The sequence below is a fragment of the Vibrio agarilyticus genome (assembly GCF_012641465.1).
Lineage (GTDB): Bacteria > Pseudomonadota > Gammaproteobacteria > Enterobacterales > Vibrionaceae > Vibrio > Vibrio agarilyticus.
Genome location: NZ_JABAIK010000010.1, coordinates 145,120 through 162,205, shown reverse-complemented (window position 1 = coordinate 162,205; position 17,086 = coordinate 145,120). Strand labels below are relative to the sequence as shown.

Below are 17,086 nucleotides of genomic sequence, written 5' to 3'. Positions count from 1 at the left end.
GGTTGAATTTGGTTTTAAGATTCAGCTTGATCAGTTAACTTGGCGACAGGGAACGTTGGACTGTTCATTGGAGCGCAGCAGTAAACGCCACCACCCTCCATGGTCACTATGGCGACCGCCAGCAACCAAGGACAATCATCATCGTTTAACAGCAGAACCCATTCAGGGTAATTTGAAACAAAGCGTAGGAAGTGCTGATCTTCTTCGGCTTGTTCACTCAAGGTTTCGTCGTTATCGGACTCCTCGATCAAGTACAAGGTTGTAGTGACCTCATCCCAGAACGCTTTAGTGCTTTCTTCATCACCGAATGGCTCTATCAAATGTTCTAACAGTTTCGCTTTAATCCCATCAGGCATTGGCAGCGATGCGACTTCTTCAAACTTGTTTACTTTTTTCATCGTGAGTTTCCTTTTAGCAATGAAAAAGCCCCTGTTTAGCGATGAACTAAACAGGGGCTTTTCTAATGTATTTTTCAAATCAGCGGCACTGGCTACCAACGTATTTCGGGCTTTGCCGTGACCATGTCCGATAAGTAAGAGCCTATCTCTCTTCGGCGTCCAACAGTCAGCTTGGAATAACGCCTTGTACTTGATAGATCTGCATGGTTTAACTGTTTGGCAATGTCGTGCAATGACACTCCGTTCGAGGCCAATAAACTTCCTACCGTATGGCGTGCCGAATGCAGTGTCATATTCGCTTTATCTCCCGGTATCTCAGGCAACCCCATCTTGGCTTTAATCGCCTTGAATGCATGCCTAGGTTGTCCTATCGGCTTGCCTCTTTTGCGTCCAGGAAAGAGAAAAGGATTATTCGACACATCAGGCACCATTCTTAAAATATCAAGCATGTAATCACTCAAGTAAATAATGTGGCTACTACCGTTTTTCGTATGCGGAATAGTGAGGGTTTTCTCCTCCCAATTGATATCGGATTTCAAGCGCAGTCGCATCTCCTTATCCCTTGTTCCCGTTAAAAACAGCAACGCTAGATACGCACCAATGCTTTTATCATCGTGGTTCATAGCGTGGCTAATGAACTCCTTGAGCTGAACTTCCGAGAAGTAACCCGTACGCACATTATCTTCTTTCATCAAGCTAACCTTGCTTGCGATTAATGGCGCGTCCATCAATTTATAAGATTGGCGATTGATCGTTTTCAATAGTGCCAAAACGCGATTGATTGAGGCCACTGCATAAGGTTTGCCCGTGGTTTCACTAATCGCTTCCTGCATTTCCATTTGAATCTTAATGATATGTGCCGCAGTGAGCCGATGTATCGACACTTGATGAATAGACTTGGCATGACGAAACCGTGCGACATCGTCTTTCCATGAGCGTTTCTGCTTGGCTAATGGCAAATAGACTTCATTGAAAAATCGTTCAAGGGTCATAGAAGAATCAATCTTTCCAGTATCACGTTCAATCTTCGGATCGTGACCATCTAGGATTTGTTGACGATACTCTTTAGCAAGCTTTCTCAGTGTCGATAAGTCCGTTTCGGGATGCTTACCAAGCCCGATGGAAGCTTTTTTACCCGTTACTGGACTGATATATCGAAGCAAGAAGCGCTTGTTACCAGACTTACCCACTAGGCAGCGAACACCCGTAGGCAAACCAGAGTCTTTCATAGCGGATAAGTTGACTTCGTAATCGGTCGATTTAGCGTTGGCAGGGTTGGGCTTGAGATTGTTTAGATAGGCAGTGGTGAGTCGTTGTGTGCTCATTCAAACCTCCATTAACTAGATATTCAATTAGTTAATATGTGTTTGAATGGCAATTTGTTACAGCGACATGATACGGTTAGAGGCACCACAAAAATTACGCAAAACTTCCGCCGGATAAAAGTAAAGCTTCAATACATAAGGCAACAAGGGAGGTTTATTTATGTAAAATTTACGCAGCACGGCATTTAAGCTCAATAACTCTCCTCTCATGTAAAAAATCACCCAAAAGTAACGAATGGCAGGGTATCTTTCAGCCCAAAACACCTTAAAAACACCCAAAATTTCTCTGTTGATTTCTTTAAAAATAAAAAATTACTTTTAATTTCAATTAATTACAAAAACACACTTACGTAAATTTTCCTTTTATTTTCTTATTATATGCATTTATAGTCATTTCAAACTTAATCCCAAAAGAGGTGTCTATGTCAGAATCAATAACCCACAACCAAAAGCTTGATAAGGACTGCGCAAAAAGCATTGTCGAGCAACTTGAATCGTTAAATATAGCTCCATCAGAAATCGCTCGCAGATGTGGCGTAAAACAGTCCAGAATCAACGGGTGGAAAGACGGTCAGAAACCTAGCGATGAATACCTTCAAAAACTAAGAGCATTGTTAAACCTCCGCTTACCGAACCATAAAGCAGAAACATTCCAAGTTTCAAAATGCGTGCGTTTAGCTTTATCTAAAGAAGACCTAGACCTATTTCTGGTAAAGCAAGTAAAAGCCTTTATAGGAGGGCTCGAGTCACTTCCTTTTGAACTACGTGAGAAATTCGACAGTACAGTGTCATTAGAATCATTAAATGAGGTTATCGCGACTCAGTATCACTTGTATGTTTGCAAGGAAGTTGATTCCGACCTCCATTTCTCCAAGAAGCAAGAACACTTACTCAGCCAAATGTCACCTTATGTAAAACCATTTAGCGTATTACCATCAAGTTACCAAAACACTATGCAAGCCGTACTCGCACAACTTAAAAAAGCGATTCAAGAGGCAGAAGAACAAATAGAAAGCAAAACGCATCGTGAGAAAAACCAACGAGAGTTCTTCAAGAGCACTATTGAGTATTCCATTTCAAGTAGCTTACAAAGAACCCTATACAATCGAAACCCCGATCAAAACCTTGAAGAGATAAAAGACGAGCTTCTTCAACAAGTCGACAAAGCTCTACAAGATTTTAACTACACTGGCACGTACTTCACACACCCGTTAGCAGAACTCGTGAGCATTATGACGAGAGTTGCTCAATTTCTCGATGACAGTCAATTTGGTCCTAAGTACGGCATGCTACGGCTAGAAAATCGTGATGCCTATTTCTCTGATTCTATTAGCAAGCCTGACGGTTTTATCGAATTTGACGATATCGAATTCGCAATTGATTCCGCTAAAAAACTTCAAGGCACCTTTGAAAAATTTATAGAGGAACAGCAAGATCGCTACTCAGAACTCTTTAACTTTAAGGAGAAAGAGCTAGGACTATGTTCCAAGCTAGATAGCGATAAAGTATTTCACCAAAAAGCTTGTGAAGCTCTCACATCAGGTAAAGAGCTTGAGGTTCTAGATCCTCGCCTGAATGACCTATCTGTTATTGCCGATAGCATTTTGAAATCAGGCCAGCTAAAAATTGCTTTGGACGGAAATAAACATGAGTTAGAACTATTAAACGGACTCAAAGACATGTTGACTGCACAAACACCCGAACCAGTCATTCATACAGTTCAAATTGGTGGTAAATTGGCTTTCTCTACAGAAAGAGAAAGCCAAGGGAAGACTTTAATATATTCTTTAGACAACAATGATCTAATTCTTCTTCAAGAAGCTAGCATCTTCGACCAAAAAATCTTAACAATACAGCCAAAACTAGCAGCAGAAGAGCTACTAGATCATATCGATGTCAATCTCAAAGAGTCAGTTAAGCAATCACTGCTAGAACACGGCTACATGTTCAGTGATGTCGAGGTTTTTGGGTAACTGACACGAAAAAAAACGCTTACAGAAAAAGAGGTTTTCGAAGGGCTTAGTGTCTGATTTCGTCAGCAGAACCACTAACATACTATTAATAATAACGAGTACAACAGCGGCCTACGGCAAGCGGTTGTACTCGTTATTATATATTTAATATCAAAATCCAATCACCACAGTACTGTCAATTCATCCCACCGCATCCATGCCATCGTTCAGGCTCCGATACCACAACCACAATTACATCCCATAGCGCACATAGCAACTCCACGAGCAACAATAGGTTTAAGTCTACAGCCAGCGGCCCCCTACTCAGTGGTCAGTGACAGTTACCGCAGAGAAGCCCCAAAATAGTCACCCAGTGGACATTTAACGGCGATATTTACGACTTGATGCTACTAGCAAGGCTAACATCTCACCCACATTTTCTTCGACTGAGGAGAGCGCTTGATTTGATTGCTTTTCGATAGCTCATTAATTGCTTTAGTAAAATCAGATTTAGATAACCCTAACCGCTGCTGAAATTCGGGATCTAACGAGTGCGGTGATTTAAGAGCTTTTAATAACTTGGCTTCTGCTGAGTTCGGTTTTGGTGATGTTGATGCTGATTCAGTGATAGGTACGACAGTCTGCTCTCTAGTTCGAATGATCTGACAGTTAGCCCCAAGTTGATCACACTGAAATTCAAATGCCGTAATTAGATTTTCATCATTACTGTATAGCTCGAAATGAATCGAACCTAATTGCTTCTTATCCAAAGCCAGTAACACTCTTGATAGGTAGGCAATAATGTAGAAATCAGCTTGGTTCTGTCCTGTGGGGTAATCATTCAAGCAAAGGTACATAGACTTTTCGCATACCAACTTAACCGCATCTGATTTCGAGAACACAAATACCTTATCGACAATCGAGGCATTAATCTTTTCAAGCTCTTTCAGCCCAACATTTTCCGCATCGACGAATATCACTTTCATAGTGCAATCAACTCCATTTGGATGACATTACACCAAAGATTACACAGTTGCATATCGAACACAACTTGCCGATGAATGTGTCTGTGTAGTTGTTTGTTGATGTATATCCCCTACGGCTTTAATACACACTAACCAACAAACCCCATGATAAAAGGCTTAAAGACCAATTCATCAAAACGAACTTTCACCCAAACCAAACTACCTACCTGAACCCATAGCACTGTAAATTCACCATGGTCGCACCATGGTTCTTACCCCCCACAGCCCTTGGCAATACTGGCTTGCATCTTTGTAGCAACCGGTGTTTGTTGGATTTACTAGGATTCCCTTGCGCACAGAATCGGCATGCGATGAACCATAGATGGACCATGGGAGAAATTTCAGCGTTGATAACGAGAGTCTATCGGGAGAGACTTTTCGCTGATAACAGGAAAGGAAAACTGAGGTAAACTTTTGATTGTGTTAGAAACAACAAAGCCCCGACTTTCGTCGAGGCTTTGTCTTTAAATTTGGTACCGGTGGGCGGACTTGAACCGCCACTCCCGAAGGAAACGGATTTTGAATCCGTCGTGTATACCAATTTCACCACACCGGCATCGGGAATGCTCCCGTTGTTGCCATGAACTATACCAAGTTTCTAAATGACTGCAACACAAAATCATATGAGCTTGATTCAATTGCTGCGATTTGCACCACTTCGCACCAGCTATAATCTCGTAAAATTGTGAGCTAACATCGTGGCCAAGAAGTTTAAATGGCCGTAAGCCTTTTTTCCTTTTAATCAAGCCAGTATGCTAAAGCTACACTTTTACAACCGAACCCAATACCTATGAATTCCAGTGCTACATCGCACCACTCAGCCTCATTAACCCAAGCAGGATTTGGCCGCAGAGTGGCTGCGCTACTTTATGATGGGCTCATTGTTATTGCGCTTGAAATGCTGGCAGCAGGTGTGGTTGTTGCAACGCTTGAAGCGCTACTCGCTTTTGGCGTGATTCACTACGCCGGCTATCAAGATGTCAGTGATATGCTGACTCACCACCCGGTTTGGAGCCCTGTTTACGTTGCGTATTTAGCCTTGGTTTGGATTGGTTTTTTTACTTTTTTCTGGGTGCGCGCTGGGCAAACCCTTGGCATGCGCGCTTGGAAATTGGAAGTGCAAAACCTACAAGGGGGCCGTATCACGGTCAGTCAAGCGCTGATCCGACTCGCCACATCCGGCTTTGGGCTGGCTAATTTAGCCGCGTTACTCGACCCTAAAAAGCGCGGGGTTCATGATATGTGGGCTAAAACTCAAGTCGTGGTGTTGTCGCAACCCCGTTAAATAGAGCGCCAACCCACTGAAGATGCAGCCAGACAGTCAGCAACTAACGTCCATTATACCCAAGTGATCTCAAGAGTGCCGACCAACAAAGCTGCAACTTCAGGTGGAAAGAGGATTATCTACACTTTGAGGATGTTGAGTGCCTCAAATTTGATCGCGTTGGGGAACACATGGTTAATTGCCGTTTCCGTCGCCCCGAGCCAACGAGCCACTGCAATATTAATTTGATCGGTTGCCGTAGTCGGTAGTAAGCGTCCACGCTCCACCATATTGGGCCCATCAATATTGTATTCTGGCCATCGGCCAATAAACTGAGTGCTTTGTACATCACCGCCCAAAATCAACTGATGCCCACCCCAACCATGATCCGTACCAGTACCATTGACCGGAATTCGGCGACCAAAATCTGACATTGTCATCGTGATCACATCATGATGCAGTCCCAGCACTTTGAGGTGCTGATAAAACGTGGCTAACGCATCGCTCAGTTCAGCGTATTTTTCATCCAACGTTTCCTGTTGATTCGCATGAGTATCGAACCCTGAGAGTTGCAAGAAAAACACTTGTTGCTGATGCCCCAATGCAGCTCTACTCCGAATCAATTTTGCGGTAACTTTGCATTGCAAACCCAGTCCCGTATCAGGATAAACAAAAGCATCGTGTTCATCGGCTGCATCAATCACATCTATGAGATCTTGCGCGACGTGAATCGCATCACGTCCCACCTGTGCTACCGTTGCGTCAAAAGGATCTGACCACCCATTCTCTAGATAACTATCCAACTGCTGCGTGATATTGGCACCCGTGTTGAGCTTGGCAATGTTATCACCACGAATGATATTCTGGCTGAGTGTGCTCGCTCGCAGCACCAGTGCATCACCTGCGTGGCTAAATAAAGGGTCAATGTTCGATGAGTCATCACGGATCACGTCCATCAAACGCCCGACCCAGCCGGTGGTGAGATTGTGGCCAGCCGCGCTTTTCGCCAGCTCGACTTTTTGAGAGTTATGGGAGAACAAAAACGGCGGCAAACGATACGCTTGGGTTTCGGCTTGTGCTTTAGTCACAGGTTCACGCAATACACCACAATTGACGATAACGTTCCCCTCTTGACGATTAAGCAGTTCCGCCAATTGTGTCATTTTCGGGTGCAAACCGAGGGCGACGGTTTGATCATTATGATCAAACCCCGTTTGAGGGATCGGCAATAACCGCGCTTCATCGATGGCCAATTCGGGCCGAATAGCTTGATATTGCGAATAATGCTCACCGGTTGGTATCACCATGTGAGCCGAGTCATTGCCGCCATCAAGCATCACAATCACCAATGCTTTGCTTCGACTTGCGCTAGAGGCGCAAGCCAACGATGCGGTTCCTAACATTGGCGCGGTTAAGGAAAATAGCGCCATATTTTTTAGTACATCACGACGAGAAACCATGGTTACCTCTGAATTAAAAATTCTGGACTGGTCACTGCCAGCGTGATCGCAAGAGCGGCTTTATTGTGATAAGCCGTTGGCTTCTCCTTCTCAGCACCAGTGAGAATCGCTTGCGTGAGTTCATCACTCATAGCGCCACCGAAAAAGCGTTGATTGATCAAGTTCGGCAATGCCATCGCATCGGCGTCTTGCGCAGCGGCATGGTAGTCAGTGAGGTCAAAATGAAGGGCATTATCGCAACGCAGCGTATCGGGTTTTGCCACTCGATTCATGCGCGTTCTTACGATGTTTTGATAGCCAATAAATCCAGCCCACGGAAAAATCTCAAATTCAGGGGCAAAGAGTTGATTATCCAATAAGGGGCCACTGGGTTTATAATCCGGTGAATAAAAATTAAACACCGAATTGGCACTGAGCGGCCCCTGCGCAACTGATTTGAAAACTTCATTGGTATCTAATACAAACGCGTTTGAATCGGATTTTTCAGCGTTTAGGCGATGAAACACTTCCGCTAGTGCAAGGACAGGCTCTTTCAATTTTTGTATTGGATAACGCGTTGAATCGACAGCGCCATTAAGCGCTTCACTATCAAGCCAAACGGCAGCCAATACGCTTTTTAAATCGCCGCGCACGCCTTGACCATTATCAACAAACACACTTGCGACGCGCTCAATATACTCAGGCGAAGGATTGGAGGTGACCAAGCGCTGGATCAGATGACGGGCAACAAACGGTGCGGTGTTCGAATGTTCAAATAGAATGTCTAATACCGCTTGCACATCCTCTAATGGCGCTTGGCCTGCGGGCAATACATGGCCAAGCACGACTTTCGCTTCACTATCGTGCCATACACCCCATTTATCACTGCCCGGCTCCATCGGCTTCACATAGCCTTTACCGTGGATGATTTTGCCTTCCTCATCGCGTTCAATGTCAGAATAAGTCCAGCCACTGAGTGCGCGTGCGACTTCTTCAACATCTTTTTGAGAGTAAGTGCTTATCGGGTTGCCGCTGGCATCACGCTTAACGGAGCCATCAAGATTAAGCTCATACAGTCCGATAGTGAAAAGCTGCATCACTTCACGAGCAAAGTTTTCATCCGGAAAGGTGCCTCGTTTTGGGTTGGCCTTTTTGCTATTTGCCATACTCAAAAATGCCCCCATCGCAGGGCTGAGAGTGATCTCTTCAAGCAGATCACGATAGTTACCAAAAGCGTGCTTGAGAAGAATGTCATAATAGGCCGTCAATGCCTGCGGATGGTTGCGCATTGGATTGTCTTTGCGGCTGACCACCAAAAGCTGGCTTAGTGCAAATGCCGCGCGTTGACGCAGCTGATCCTCACCAAAGAGTAGGCTCTCCCACCAAATGCCTTCGCGCACATCGCTACGATCAAAGCGAACCCAGCGGCAATTGTCTTGAGGCACCGCTCCTTGCAATGCAGTGTCAATCGCATCATAACGCGATTTTTGGCTAGCAAAGGGCAACGCAAACTGCTGACTCATCCACGTTATATAACCTAACGCCGCTAGCTCCTCGGCGACATCTTCATCACCCGTCGCGGTAGCGTGCTGCAACAAATGAGTCTGTTGCTGAGGCGTTAATACCTCAGGCGCAGATTGCGGTAACCAATACGGTAGCGCGCTATTCTCACTCTCATTCGATGACTGGCTTGAACCCAGACACCCGGTTAATAACAGTGCTGTGCCAAATGCGATAATTTTTTGTGCCACTTACACATTCCAACAATAAAACGAAGTCGTGGATATACCACCCCGTTCTTCTGAAACAAACAGCGGAATGTCAAAATTATCAATAAGTGTCGTTTTGATTCAAATTTATCGTATGCGTACTTGAATATAGATATAAAAAAAGAAGACCTTACGGTCTTCTCTTAATTCATATCGGTTTCACATTCCAAACGGTATGACAGTTTGCTATAACTTTCGTCGCAACAGCATGATGGCGATAATAAGAAATACCACGCTCGGCGCCAACGCGCCGATCACAGGTGGAATGCCATACACTAAGGTCAAAGGACCAAAAAATTCGCTGGAAATGTAAAACGCGAATCCCGCCACCACGCCAGAGAGCACTCGCGCGCCCATAGTTACACTACGCAGCGGCCCAAAAACAAATGACAGCGCCATCAGCATCATCACCGCGACAGAGAGTGGCTGAGACACTTTGCGCCAAAATGCCAATTCATAACGCGAAGCATCTTGCTCTGATGCTTTAAGGTAACTGACATAATCATATAAACCACTTAATGCCAGCTCTTCTGGCTTCACCGTCACCACCGCCAACTTGTCTGGCGCGAGCGTTGTCAGCCAATCTTGCTGCTCTAGCGATGTTTTGGTGATTTTTTCGGGGTTTTCCATGTTGGTCACTTGGACGTAACGCATTAGCCAACGATTATCTTGTTGGTAATCCACCTCTTCTGCGAACGTGATAGTTTGTAACTGTTTATCCGCATCAAACTGCCAAATATTGACGCCATACAGCTTCTCGTCTTCCACTTTGGCGATAAAGATATAATCGTTGACATCTCGCGCCCACACGCCTGCGCGCACCGACACAATAGAACCGCCTGAAAGGGCAAATGCGCGAAGTTCACGCGCCATTTTTTGCGCTTGCGGCGCGCCCCATTGACCCAGCGCCATCACCATCACCATCAGTGGCAACGCGGTTTTTAATACCGACACTCCAATATTGAGCTTGGAATAGCCTGCCGCCTGCATCACCACCAGCTCCGAGCTGGAGGCGAGCATACCAAGCGCAATCAGAGCGCCAAGCAGTGCCGCCATCGGAAAAAACATTTCGATATCGCGCGGCACGCTAAGCAGAACAAACAAAACCGCATCAAGCATGTCATAAGTACCACGGCCTACTTTGCGCAGTTGCTCAACAAACTTAATAATACCGGAGAGCCCGACAAATACCGAAAGCACTAAAGCAGAGGTTGCGATAATCGTTCGGCCAATATAGAGATCTAAGATCTTAAACATCGTTATACCGCCTCAGACTTCTTACGTAGCGACTCTTTCATTCGGCGAACCGTAACACTGTCCATCAAATTAGCCGCAATGGCGACCAGCAGTAGCGCAATATTAATTGGCCACATGCCAATGTCAGATGGCACCGCGCCGTCTTCCAATGCGGATTTCATTGCACTGATGGCTAAGAAATACGCCAAATAAATCAAAATCGCAGGGCCCATTTTGGCAAAACGCCCTTGTCTTGGGTTCACAGCAGAAAGTGGAATCACTAACATAGTGAGTAACGGAATACAGATAAACAGCGACAAACGCCATTGCAATTCCGCTTGCGCTTTTGGCGACGGATCATTCATCAGCGCTAGGGTTGGCATCGCCTCCCAATCTCGGCCTTTCTCTTTCACCGCACGCTGACCAATCACACCTTGATACTGTTCAAATTCAGTGATCATATATTCAAGGCGAGTTGGAATGCCGGCGTAGCGTGTGCCCTCATCCACCACGATGAGTTGCTGACCATCGCTCAGTTCGCGCACTTCTCCGCTTTGCGCAAATAACACGCTTGGCAGCATTGAGCCTTCGGTATTGAGCTGTGCAACAAAGACGTTATTAAGTCGTTTGTCTTTAATTGAGTCGATGAAAATCACCGACGAGCCGTCAGGTGAGCGCTGAAACTGCCCTTGCTGCAGCAAATCAACACTGTTTTCTGCCGCCACCTGCTCCATAAGACGCTCGACTCTGTCTTGCGACCACGGCGCCAACCACAACGCATTAAACGCCGCTAAGCCCGCCGTGAGCACCGCTAAATACAGTGCCGCCTGCACGAGAAATTTATTGCCTATCCCTGTGGCGTTCATCACCACAATTTCACTTTCCGCGTAGAGTCGGCCAAAGGTGATCAAAATGCCGATATACAAACTCAGCGGCAACATCAATAACCCCATTGACGGCATATTTAAACCGACAATCGACAAAATAAGCCCAGCGGGAATGTCGCCATCGGACGCATCCGCCAATACGCTAATGAATTTTTGGCTCAGAAACACAAGGAAAAGTACGAAAAAAATCGCAAATTGACTCTTGAGTGTTTCGCGGATCAAATATCTAACAATAATCACGCTGAAAGTACCTAGACAAAACTTGTATTTTTGATGGAATCACTATAATTTCCCGTTGAACCTTATATTTTTTAATAATTACGGCTAAATGTTAAGGTGGCACTTTAACCGAAGTCTGCCAACGATTTGAACAACTAATCATTCATTATCTAACATTTAGTCTGATTTGTCTTCAGGATGTAGGAGTACGCATGGAGTTCAGTGTAAAAAGTGGCAGTCCCGAAAAACAGCGCAGCGCGTGTATTGTTGTCGGCGTATTTGAACCACGCCGCCTTTCTCCCGTCGCCGAACAACTCGACAAAATAAGTGATGGCTACATCAGTTCACTGCTACGTCGCGGTGATCTCGAGGGTAAACCCGGTCAGATGCTTCTGCTGCATCAAGTTCCCGGCGTGTTATCTGAGCGGGTGCTTTTAGTCGGTTGCGGCAAAGAGCGTGAGCTTGGGGAGCGTCAGTACAAAGAGATTATTCAAAAAACCATCAGCACTCTTAACGAAACGGGCTCAATGGAAGCGGTCTGCTTTCTGACTGAGCTGCACGTTAAGGGCCGCGATACCTATTGGAAAGTGCGTCAAGCGGTTGAAGCCACCAAAGATGGCCTTTATACCTTTGATCAGTTCAAGAGCAATAAGCCTGAGCTGCGCCGTCCATTGCGTAAATTGGTGTTCAACGTTCCAACGCGTCGCGAGCTTAACCTTGGCGAGCGCGCCATTGCGCACGGCCTAAGCATTGCCGATGGTGTTAAAGCGTCAAAAGATCTTGGCAACATGCCACCCAATATCGCCAATCCCGCTTACCTCGCATCACAAGCGCGTCGCCTTGCGGATGATTTTGACTCCATCACCACCAAAATCATTGGTGAGCAGGAGATGGACAAGCTTGGCATGCACTCCTACCTTGCCGTTGGTCGTGGTTCAAAAAATGAATCCATGATGTCGGTAATGGAATACCGTGGCAATCCCGATCCAAGCGCAAAACCAATTGTGCTGATTGGTAAAGGTTTGACCTTTGATTCCGGTGGTATCTCGCTAAAACCTGGCGAAGCCATGGATGAGATGAAATACGACATGTGTGGCGCAGCATCGGTCTTTGGTACGATGAAAGCCCTCGCGCAATTGAATCTACCGATCAATGTGGTTGCCGTCTTAGCAGGCTGTGAAAATATGCCAGGCAGCAATGCTTACCGTCCGGGTGATATTCTTACCACCATGTCGGGCCAAACGGTTGAAGTGCTCAACACCGATGCTGAAGGTCGTTTGGTGCTGTGCGATGCGCTGACCTATGTGGAGCGCTTTGAACCCGATTGCGTGATTGACGTTGCCACTCTGACTGGTGCATGTGTGATTGCCCTTGGTCATCACATTAGTGGTGTGCTTTCAAACCACAATCCACTGGCCCATGAGCTTATCAACGCCTCTGAACAAGCCAGTGATAGAGCATGGCGTCTGCCGATGGCCGATGAGTACCACGAACAGCTCAAGAGCCCATTTGCAGATATGGCAAACATTGGGGGCCGTCCAGCAGGAACGATCACCGCAGGTTGCTTCTTGTCTAAATTTGCCAAAAAGTATAACTGGGCTCATATTGACATTGCAGGCACGGCATGGAAATCCGGTGCGGCAAAAGGCTCAACGGGTCGTCCTGTGTCAATGCTGGTGCAGTTCTTACTTAACCGCAGTGGCCAAGAAACAGAAGAATAAAAAAGGGGCCAGATGGCCCTTTTTTCTTGTAATAGCGTCCCACGGGGATTGCTGACTGCGTCGAATTTGTTGTGACGTTTGGAGTAGTAAAGACCAATGAATCACGCCACGTTTTATGTCGTAAAGCCCGATTCTCCGCAAGCCGAGGCAGCTGGGTTTGCGGACTATGTGATTTTTTTGGCTCAGCACTACGCCAAACAAGGCGCCAAAATCTATCTGTGCGCCAATGATAAAACCGACGCTGAGCATTACGCTGAGATATTTTGGCAAGTGACCGCTGAGCAATTTGTTGCGCATAATCTGGTGGGAGAAGGCCCCAAATACGCCACGCCTATCGAGATTGGCTACCTTGGGGCTAAGCCAACCTGGAACCGACAATTGGTTATCAATTTAGCGGATGTCAACACAACCTTTGCGAAGCAGTTTGCTCAAGTGATAGACTTCGTTCCTTGCACAGAAAAAGCAAAGCAGCTCGCGCGAGAACGGTATAAAATCTATCGTCAAGCAGGGTACCAGCTGCAAACAATCGAAATTCAACACCCTTAAACGGTCAATACTTATAGTTATACCCAAGTAACCTCAAGATGCGAGGTTCAGCGAGAATGACTTGGTTTATCAGTGAGGCGAGACAGAACGCCCCTTGGGAGCCAATCACTGAACCGATAGCGGCGTTAAACAACTTGAAAATAGACTGGCTATTTCACTGCGTTGTTTGCCTTGCTCTCTGCCCAGTGAGTCGGCTCTGAATCCAGCATCTTGAAGTCATTTGGGTATAAGCTCTCTTGACCGAGAGTTCACTTATAAGCATTGACCATGATTAACCAGAACCAGTCCTCTAAATAGTTGGACTTAGAGCAAGGCAGCAAATGAATAAACTCATGAGCATACATCAGTATGTGATTGAGCTTTATGAATGCAGCTAACGCCGCTATTCGTCCAAATATGACGAGGAGAAAGAGTGCTATGGAAAAAACATACAACCCAACCTCAATCGAACAAGCTCTGTATCAGACTTGGGAAGAGAACGGCTACTTTAAGCCACACGGTGACACCACTAAAGACGCTTACAGCATCATGATCCCGCCACCGAACGTCACAGGTAGCCTGCATATGGGCCATGCGTTCCAAGACACGATCATGGACACGCTGATCCGTTGCGAGCGTATGAAAGGCAAGAACACCCTTTGGCAGGTCGGTACAGACCACGCAGGCATCGCGACTCAAATGGTGGTTGAGCGTAAGATCGCAGCAGAAGAAGGCAAAACCAAGCACGATTACGGCCGCGAAGCGTTTATCGATAAAATCTGGGAATGGAAAGCCGAGTCTGGCGGTACCATCACAAAACAGTTGCGTCGCCTTGGCGCGTCAGTCGATTGGGATCGTGAGCGCTTCACTATGGACGCAGGCTTGTCAAATGCGGTTCAAGAGGTGTTCGTCCGTCTGTATGAAGATGATTTGATTTACCGTGGCAAGCGTCTGGTGAACTGGGATCCGAAGCTGCACACCGCTATTTCAGATCTTGAAGTTGAGAATAAAGAGACGAAAGGCCATATGTGGCACTTCCGTTACCCGCTGGCTGATGGCGTAAAAACCGCCGATGGCAAAGACTACATCGTCGTTGCCACCACGCGTCCTGAAACCATGCTTGGCGATACGGGTGTTGCGGTTAACCCAGACGATCCGCGTTACCAAGATCTGATCGGTAAAGAGCTGCTCCTTCCTATCGTCAATCGTCGCATCCTCATTGTGGGCGATGAGCACGCTGATATGGAAAAAGGCACTGGCTGTGTAAAAATCACGCCAGCACACGACTTCAACGACTATGAAGTCGGTAAGCGCCACCAGCTACCAATGATCAATATTCTAACGTTCGATGCCAACATTCGTGATGCTGCGGAAGTGTTCAACACTAACGGCGAAGCATCGGATGTTTATGCAACGGATCTTCCTGAGAAATACCATGGTATGGAGCGCTTTGCGGCGCGTAAAGCCATCGTCGCTGAATTCGACGAGCTAGGTCTATTGGATGAAATCAAAGATCATGACTTAACCGTACCTTATGGCGACCGTGGCGGTGTGGTGATTGAACCTATGCTCACCGACCAGTGGTACGTTCGCACAGCGCCGCTAGCGAAAACCGCTGTTGAAGCGGTTGAAAACGGCGACATCCAATTTGTGCCGAAACAGTACGAAAACATGTACTTCTCTTGGATGCGTGACGTGCAAGATTGGTGTATCTCGCGCCAGCTTTGGTGGGGTCACCGCATTCCGGCATGGTACGACAACCAGGGGAATGTTTACGTTGGTCGCAGTGAAGACGAAGTTCGTCAAAACAACAACCTAGAAACCGTTATCGAACTGCATCAAGACAATGACGTACTCGATACTTGGTTCTCCTCTGCACTGTGGACATTTGGCACCTTAGGCTGGCCTGAGCAAACGGATGAATTGAAAGTTTTCCACCCAACGGATGTGCTGGTTACCGGTTTTGACATCATCTTCTTCTGGGTAGCGCGCATGATCATGATGACCATGCATTTCGTCAAGGACGAAAACGGTAAACCACAAGTGCCATTTAAAACCGTTTATGTCACGGGCCTTATCCGTGATGAAAACGGCGACAAGATGTCGAAGTCAAAAGGCAACGTGCTTGATCCAATCGACATGATCGATGGTATCGATCTTGAGTCTCTGGTTGAGAAACGCTGTGGCAACATGATGCAGCCTCAATTGGCCGCGAAAATCGAGAAGAACACGCGTAAAACGTTTGAACACGGCATCGAAGCTTATGGTACTGACGCCCTGCGCTTCACGCTAGCAGCAATGGCATCAACGGGTCGCGACATCAACTGGGATATGAAGCGACTTGAAGGTTACCGCAACTTCTGTAACAAACTTTGGAACGCCAGCCGTTACGTGCTGATGAACACCGAAGAGCAAGATTGTGGCTTCAACGACAACGATGTTGAGTACTCACTGGCCGATAAATGGATCGAGTCTCAGTTTGAACTGGCAGCGAAATCGTTCAACAACCATATCGATAACTTCCGTCTCGATATGGCAGCGAATACGCTCTACGAATTTATCTGGAACCAATTCTGTGACTGGTATCTTGAGCTGACCAAACCGGTTCTATGGAAAGGCACCGAAGCGCAGCAACGCGGTACTCGTCGTACGCTGATCACAGTACTTGAAAAAACGCTGCGTTTGGCACATCCAGTGATCCCATACATCACTGAGACCATTTGGCAAAGCATCAAACCGCTCATTCCTGCGGTCCAAGGTGACACCATCATGCTGCAAACTCTGCCGCAGTACGATGACGCCAACTTTAACCAGCAAGCGCTCGATGATATCGAGTGGGTGAAAACCTTCATCACCAGCATTCGTAACTTACGCGCGGAATATGACATCAACCCAGGCAAACCACTGGAAGTGATGCTCAAAGCCGATGCTATTGATGCCGCTCGTCTTGAGGCGAACAAACAAGTTCTCACTTCACTGGCGAAGCTAGAGTCGGTTCGCGTGTTGGCTGAGGGTGAAACCACACCCGCTTGTGCAACCGCGCTTGTCGGTCAATCTGAGCTGATGATCCCAATGGCGGGTATTATCGATAAAGAAGCGGAACTGGCACGTCTTGCGAAAGAAATGAGCAAAACCGAAGGTGAAATTAAACGCATCGAAGGCAAATTGGGTAACCAAGGATTTGTCGCAAAAGCACCAGAAGCGGTGATCGCCAAAGAGCGTGAAAAACTGGAAGGCTATCAGCAAACTCTGCTCAAACTGCAAGAGCAACAAGCCACGATTGCGGCGTTGTAAGTGTAATCGCACATGACAATAAAAAAGCCCGT

Annotated in this window: 12 protein-coding genes and 1 tRNA gene; 5 read left to right on the top strand and 8 right to left on the bottom strand. The window is 46.6% G+C overall.

Translation table 11 applies throughout. From position 1 onward, the window contains the following. Positions 1–14 precede the first annotated feature (14 nt). Positions 15–398, bottom strand: coding sequence for a hypothetical protein (locus HGP28_RS11935; RefSeq protein WP_168836696.1), 384 nt, complete (start codon positions 396–398; stop codon positions 15–17). Between the two features lie 92 nt (positions 399–490). Then, complete coding sequence (locus HGP28_RS11930) at positions 491–1,723, bottom strand: tyrosine-type recombinase/integrase (RefSeq protein ID WP_168836695.1); 1,233 nt, start codon at positions 1,721–1,723, stop codon at positions 491–493. Positions 1,724–2,145: 422 nt separating this feature from the next. Here HGP28_RS11930 and HGP28_RS11925 point away from each other — a divergent pair, with 422 nt between their 5' ends. Continuing rightward, a complete protein-coding gene (locus HGP28_RS11925) occupies positions 2,146–3,696 on the top strand; it encodes a helix-turn-helix domain-containing protein (RefSeq protein ID WP_168836694.1) in 1,551 nt (516 codons plus the stop codon). Between the two features lie 398 nt (positions 3,697–4,094). Here the strand turns inward: HGP28_RS11925 and HGP28_RS11920 are convergent, their stop codons facing one another. Both HGP28_RS11920 and HGP28_RS11915 read right to left on the bottom strand, forming a co-directional pair. After that, positions 4,095–4,661 carry a hypothetical protein gene (locus HGP28_RS11920; RefSeq protein WP_168836693.1) on the bottom strand — a complete coding sequence of 189 codons (567 nt, stop codon included), beginning with the start codon at positions 4,659–4,661 and terminating at the stop codon, positions 4,095–4,097. Between the two features lie 510 nt (positions 4,662–5,171). After that, positions 5,172–5,256: transfer RNA gene (locus tag HGP28_RS11915), tRNA-Leu, on the bottom strand. A 234-nt stretch (positions 5,257–5,490) separates the two neighbouring features. On the opposite strand from HGP28_RS11915, the gene HGP28_RS11910 reads away from it, so the two are divergent. Then, positions 5,491–5,985 carry an RDD family protein gene (locus HGP28_RS11910; protein ID WP_168836692.1) on the top strand — a complete coding sequence of 165 codons (495 nt, stop codon included), beginning with the start codon at positions 5,491–5,493 and terminating at the stop codon, positions 5,983–5,985. 119 nt (positions 5,986–6,104) lie between these two features. On the opposite strand, the gene HGP28_RS11905 is transcribed toward HGP28_RS11910, so the two are convergent. The 4 genes from HGP28_RS11905 to lptF form a co-directional block, all read right to left on the bottom strand. Beyond that, positions 6,105–7,424: a DUF1501 domain-containing protein gene (locus HGP28_RS11905; protein WP_168836691.1), complete on the bottom strand. Its 1,320-nt coding sequence runs from the start codon at positions 7,422–7,424 to the stop codon at positions 6,105–6,107. Between the two features lie 2 nt (positions 7,425–7,426). Then, complete coding sequence (locus HGP28_RS11900) at positions 7,427–9,154, bottom strand: DUF1800 family protein (protein ID WP_168836690.1); 1,728 nt, start codon at positions 9,152–9,154, stop codon at positions 7,427–7,429. Between the two features lie 204 nt (positions 9,155–9,358). Next, positions 9,359–10,429, bottom strand: coding sequence for an LPS export ABC transporter permease LptG (gene lptG, locus HGP28_RS11895; protein WP_168836689.1), 1,071 nt, complete (start codon positions 10,427–10,429; stop codon positions 9,359–9,361). A 2-nt stretch (positions 10,430–10,431) separates the two neighbouring features. Next, the gene (gene lptF / locus HGP28_RS11890) at positions 10,432–11,535 is read right to left on the bottom strand and encodes an LPS export ABC transporter permease LptF (protein ID WP_168836688.1); all 1,104 of its coding nucleotides are present in this window, start codon (positions 11,533–11,535) and stop codon (positions 10,432–10,434) included. Positions 11,536–11,726: 191 nt separating this feature from the next. Here lptF and pepA point away from each other — a divergent pair, with 191 nt between their 5' ends. The 3 genes from pepA (at position 11,727) to HGP28_RS11875 (ending at position 17,054) form a co-directional block, all read left to right on the top strand. Further along, positions 11,727–13,235 carry a leucyl aminopeptidase gene (gene pepA, locus HGP28_RS11885; protein ID WP_168836687.1) on the top strand — a complete coding sequence of 503 codons (1,509 nt, stop codon included), beginning with the start codon at positions 11,727–11,729 and terminating at the stop codon, positions 13,233–13,235. A 96-nt stretch (positions 13,236–13,331) separates the two neighbouring features. After that, on the top strand, positions 13,332–13,781 hold the full coding sequence (locus HGP28_RS11880) for a DNA polymerase III subunit chi (RefSeq protein WP_168836686.1): 450 nt from the start codon (positions 13,332–13,334) through the stop codon (positions 13,779–13,781). Positions 13,782–14,198: 417 nt separating this feature from the next. Further along, positions 14,199–17,054: a valine--tRNA ligase gene (locus HGP28_RS11875; RefSeq protein ID WP_168836685.1), complete on the top strand. Its 2,856-nt coding sequence runs from the start codon at positions 14,199–14,201 to the stop codon at positions 17,052–17,054. Positions 17,055–17,086: the final 32 nt, after the last annotated feature.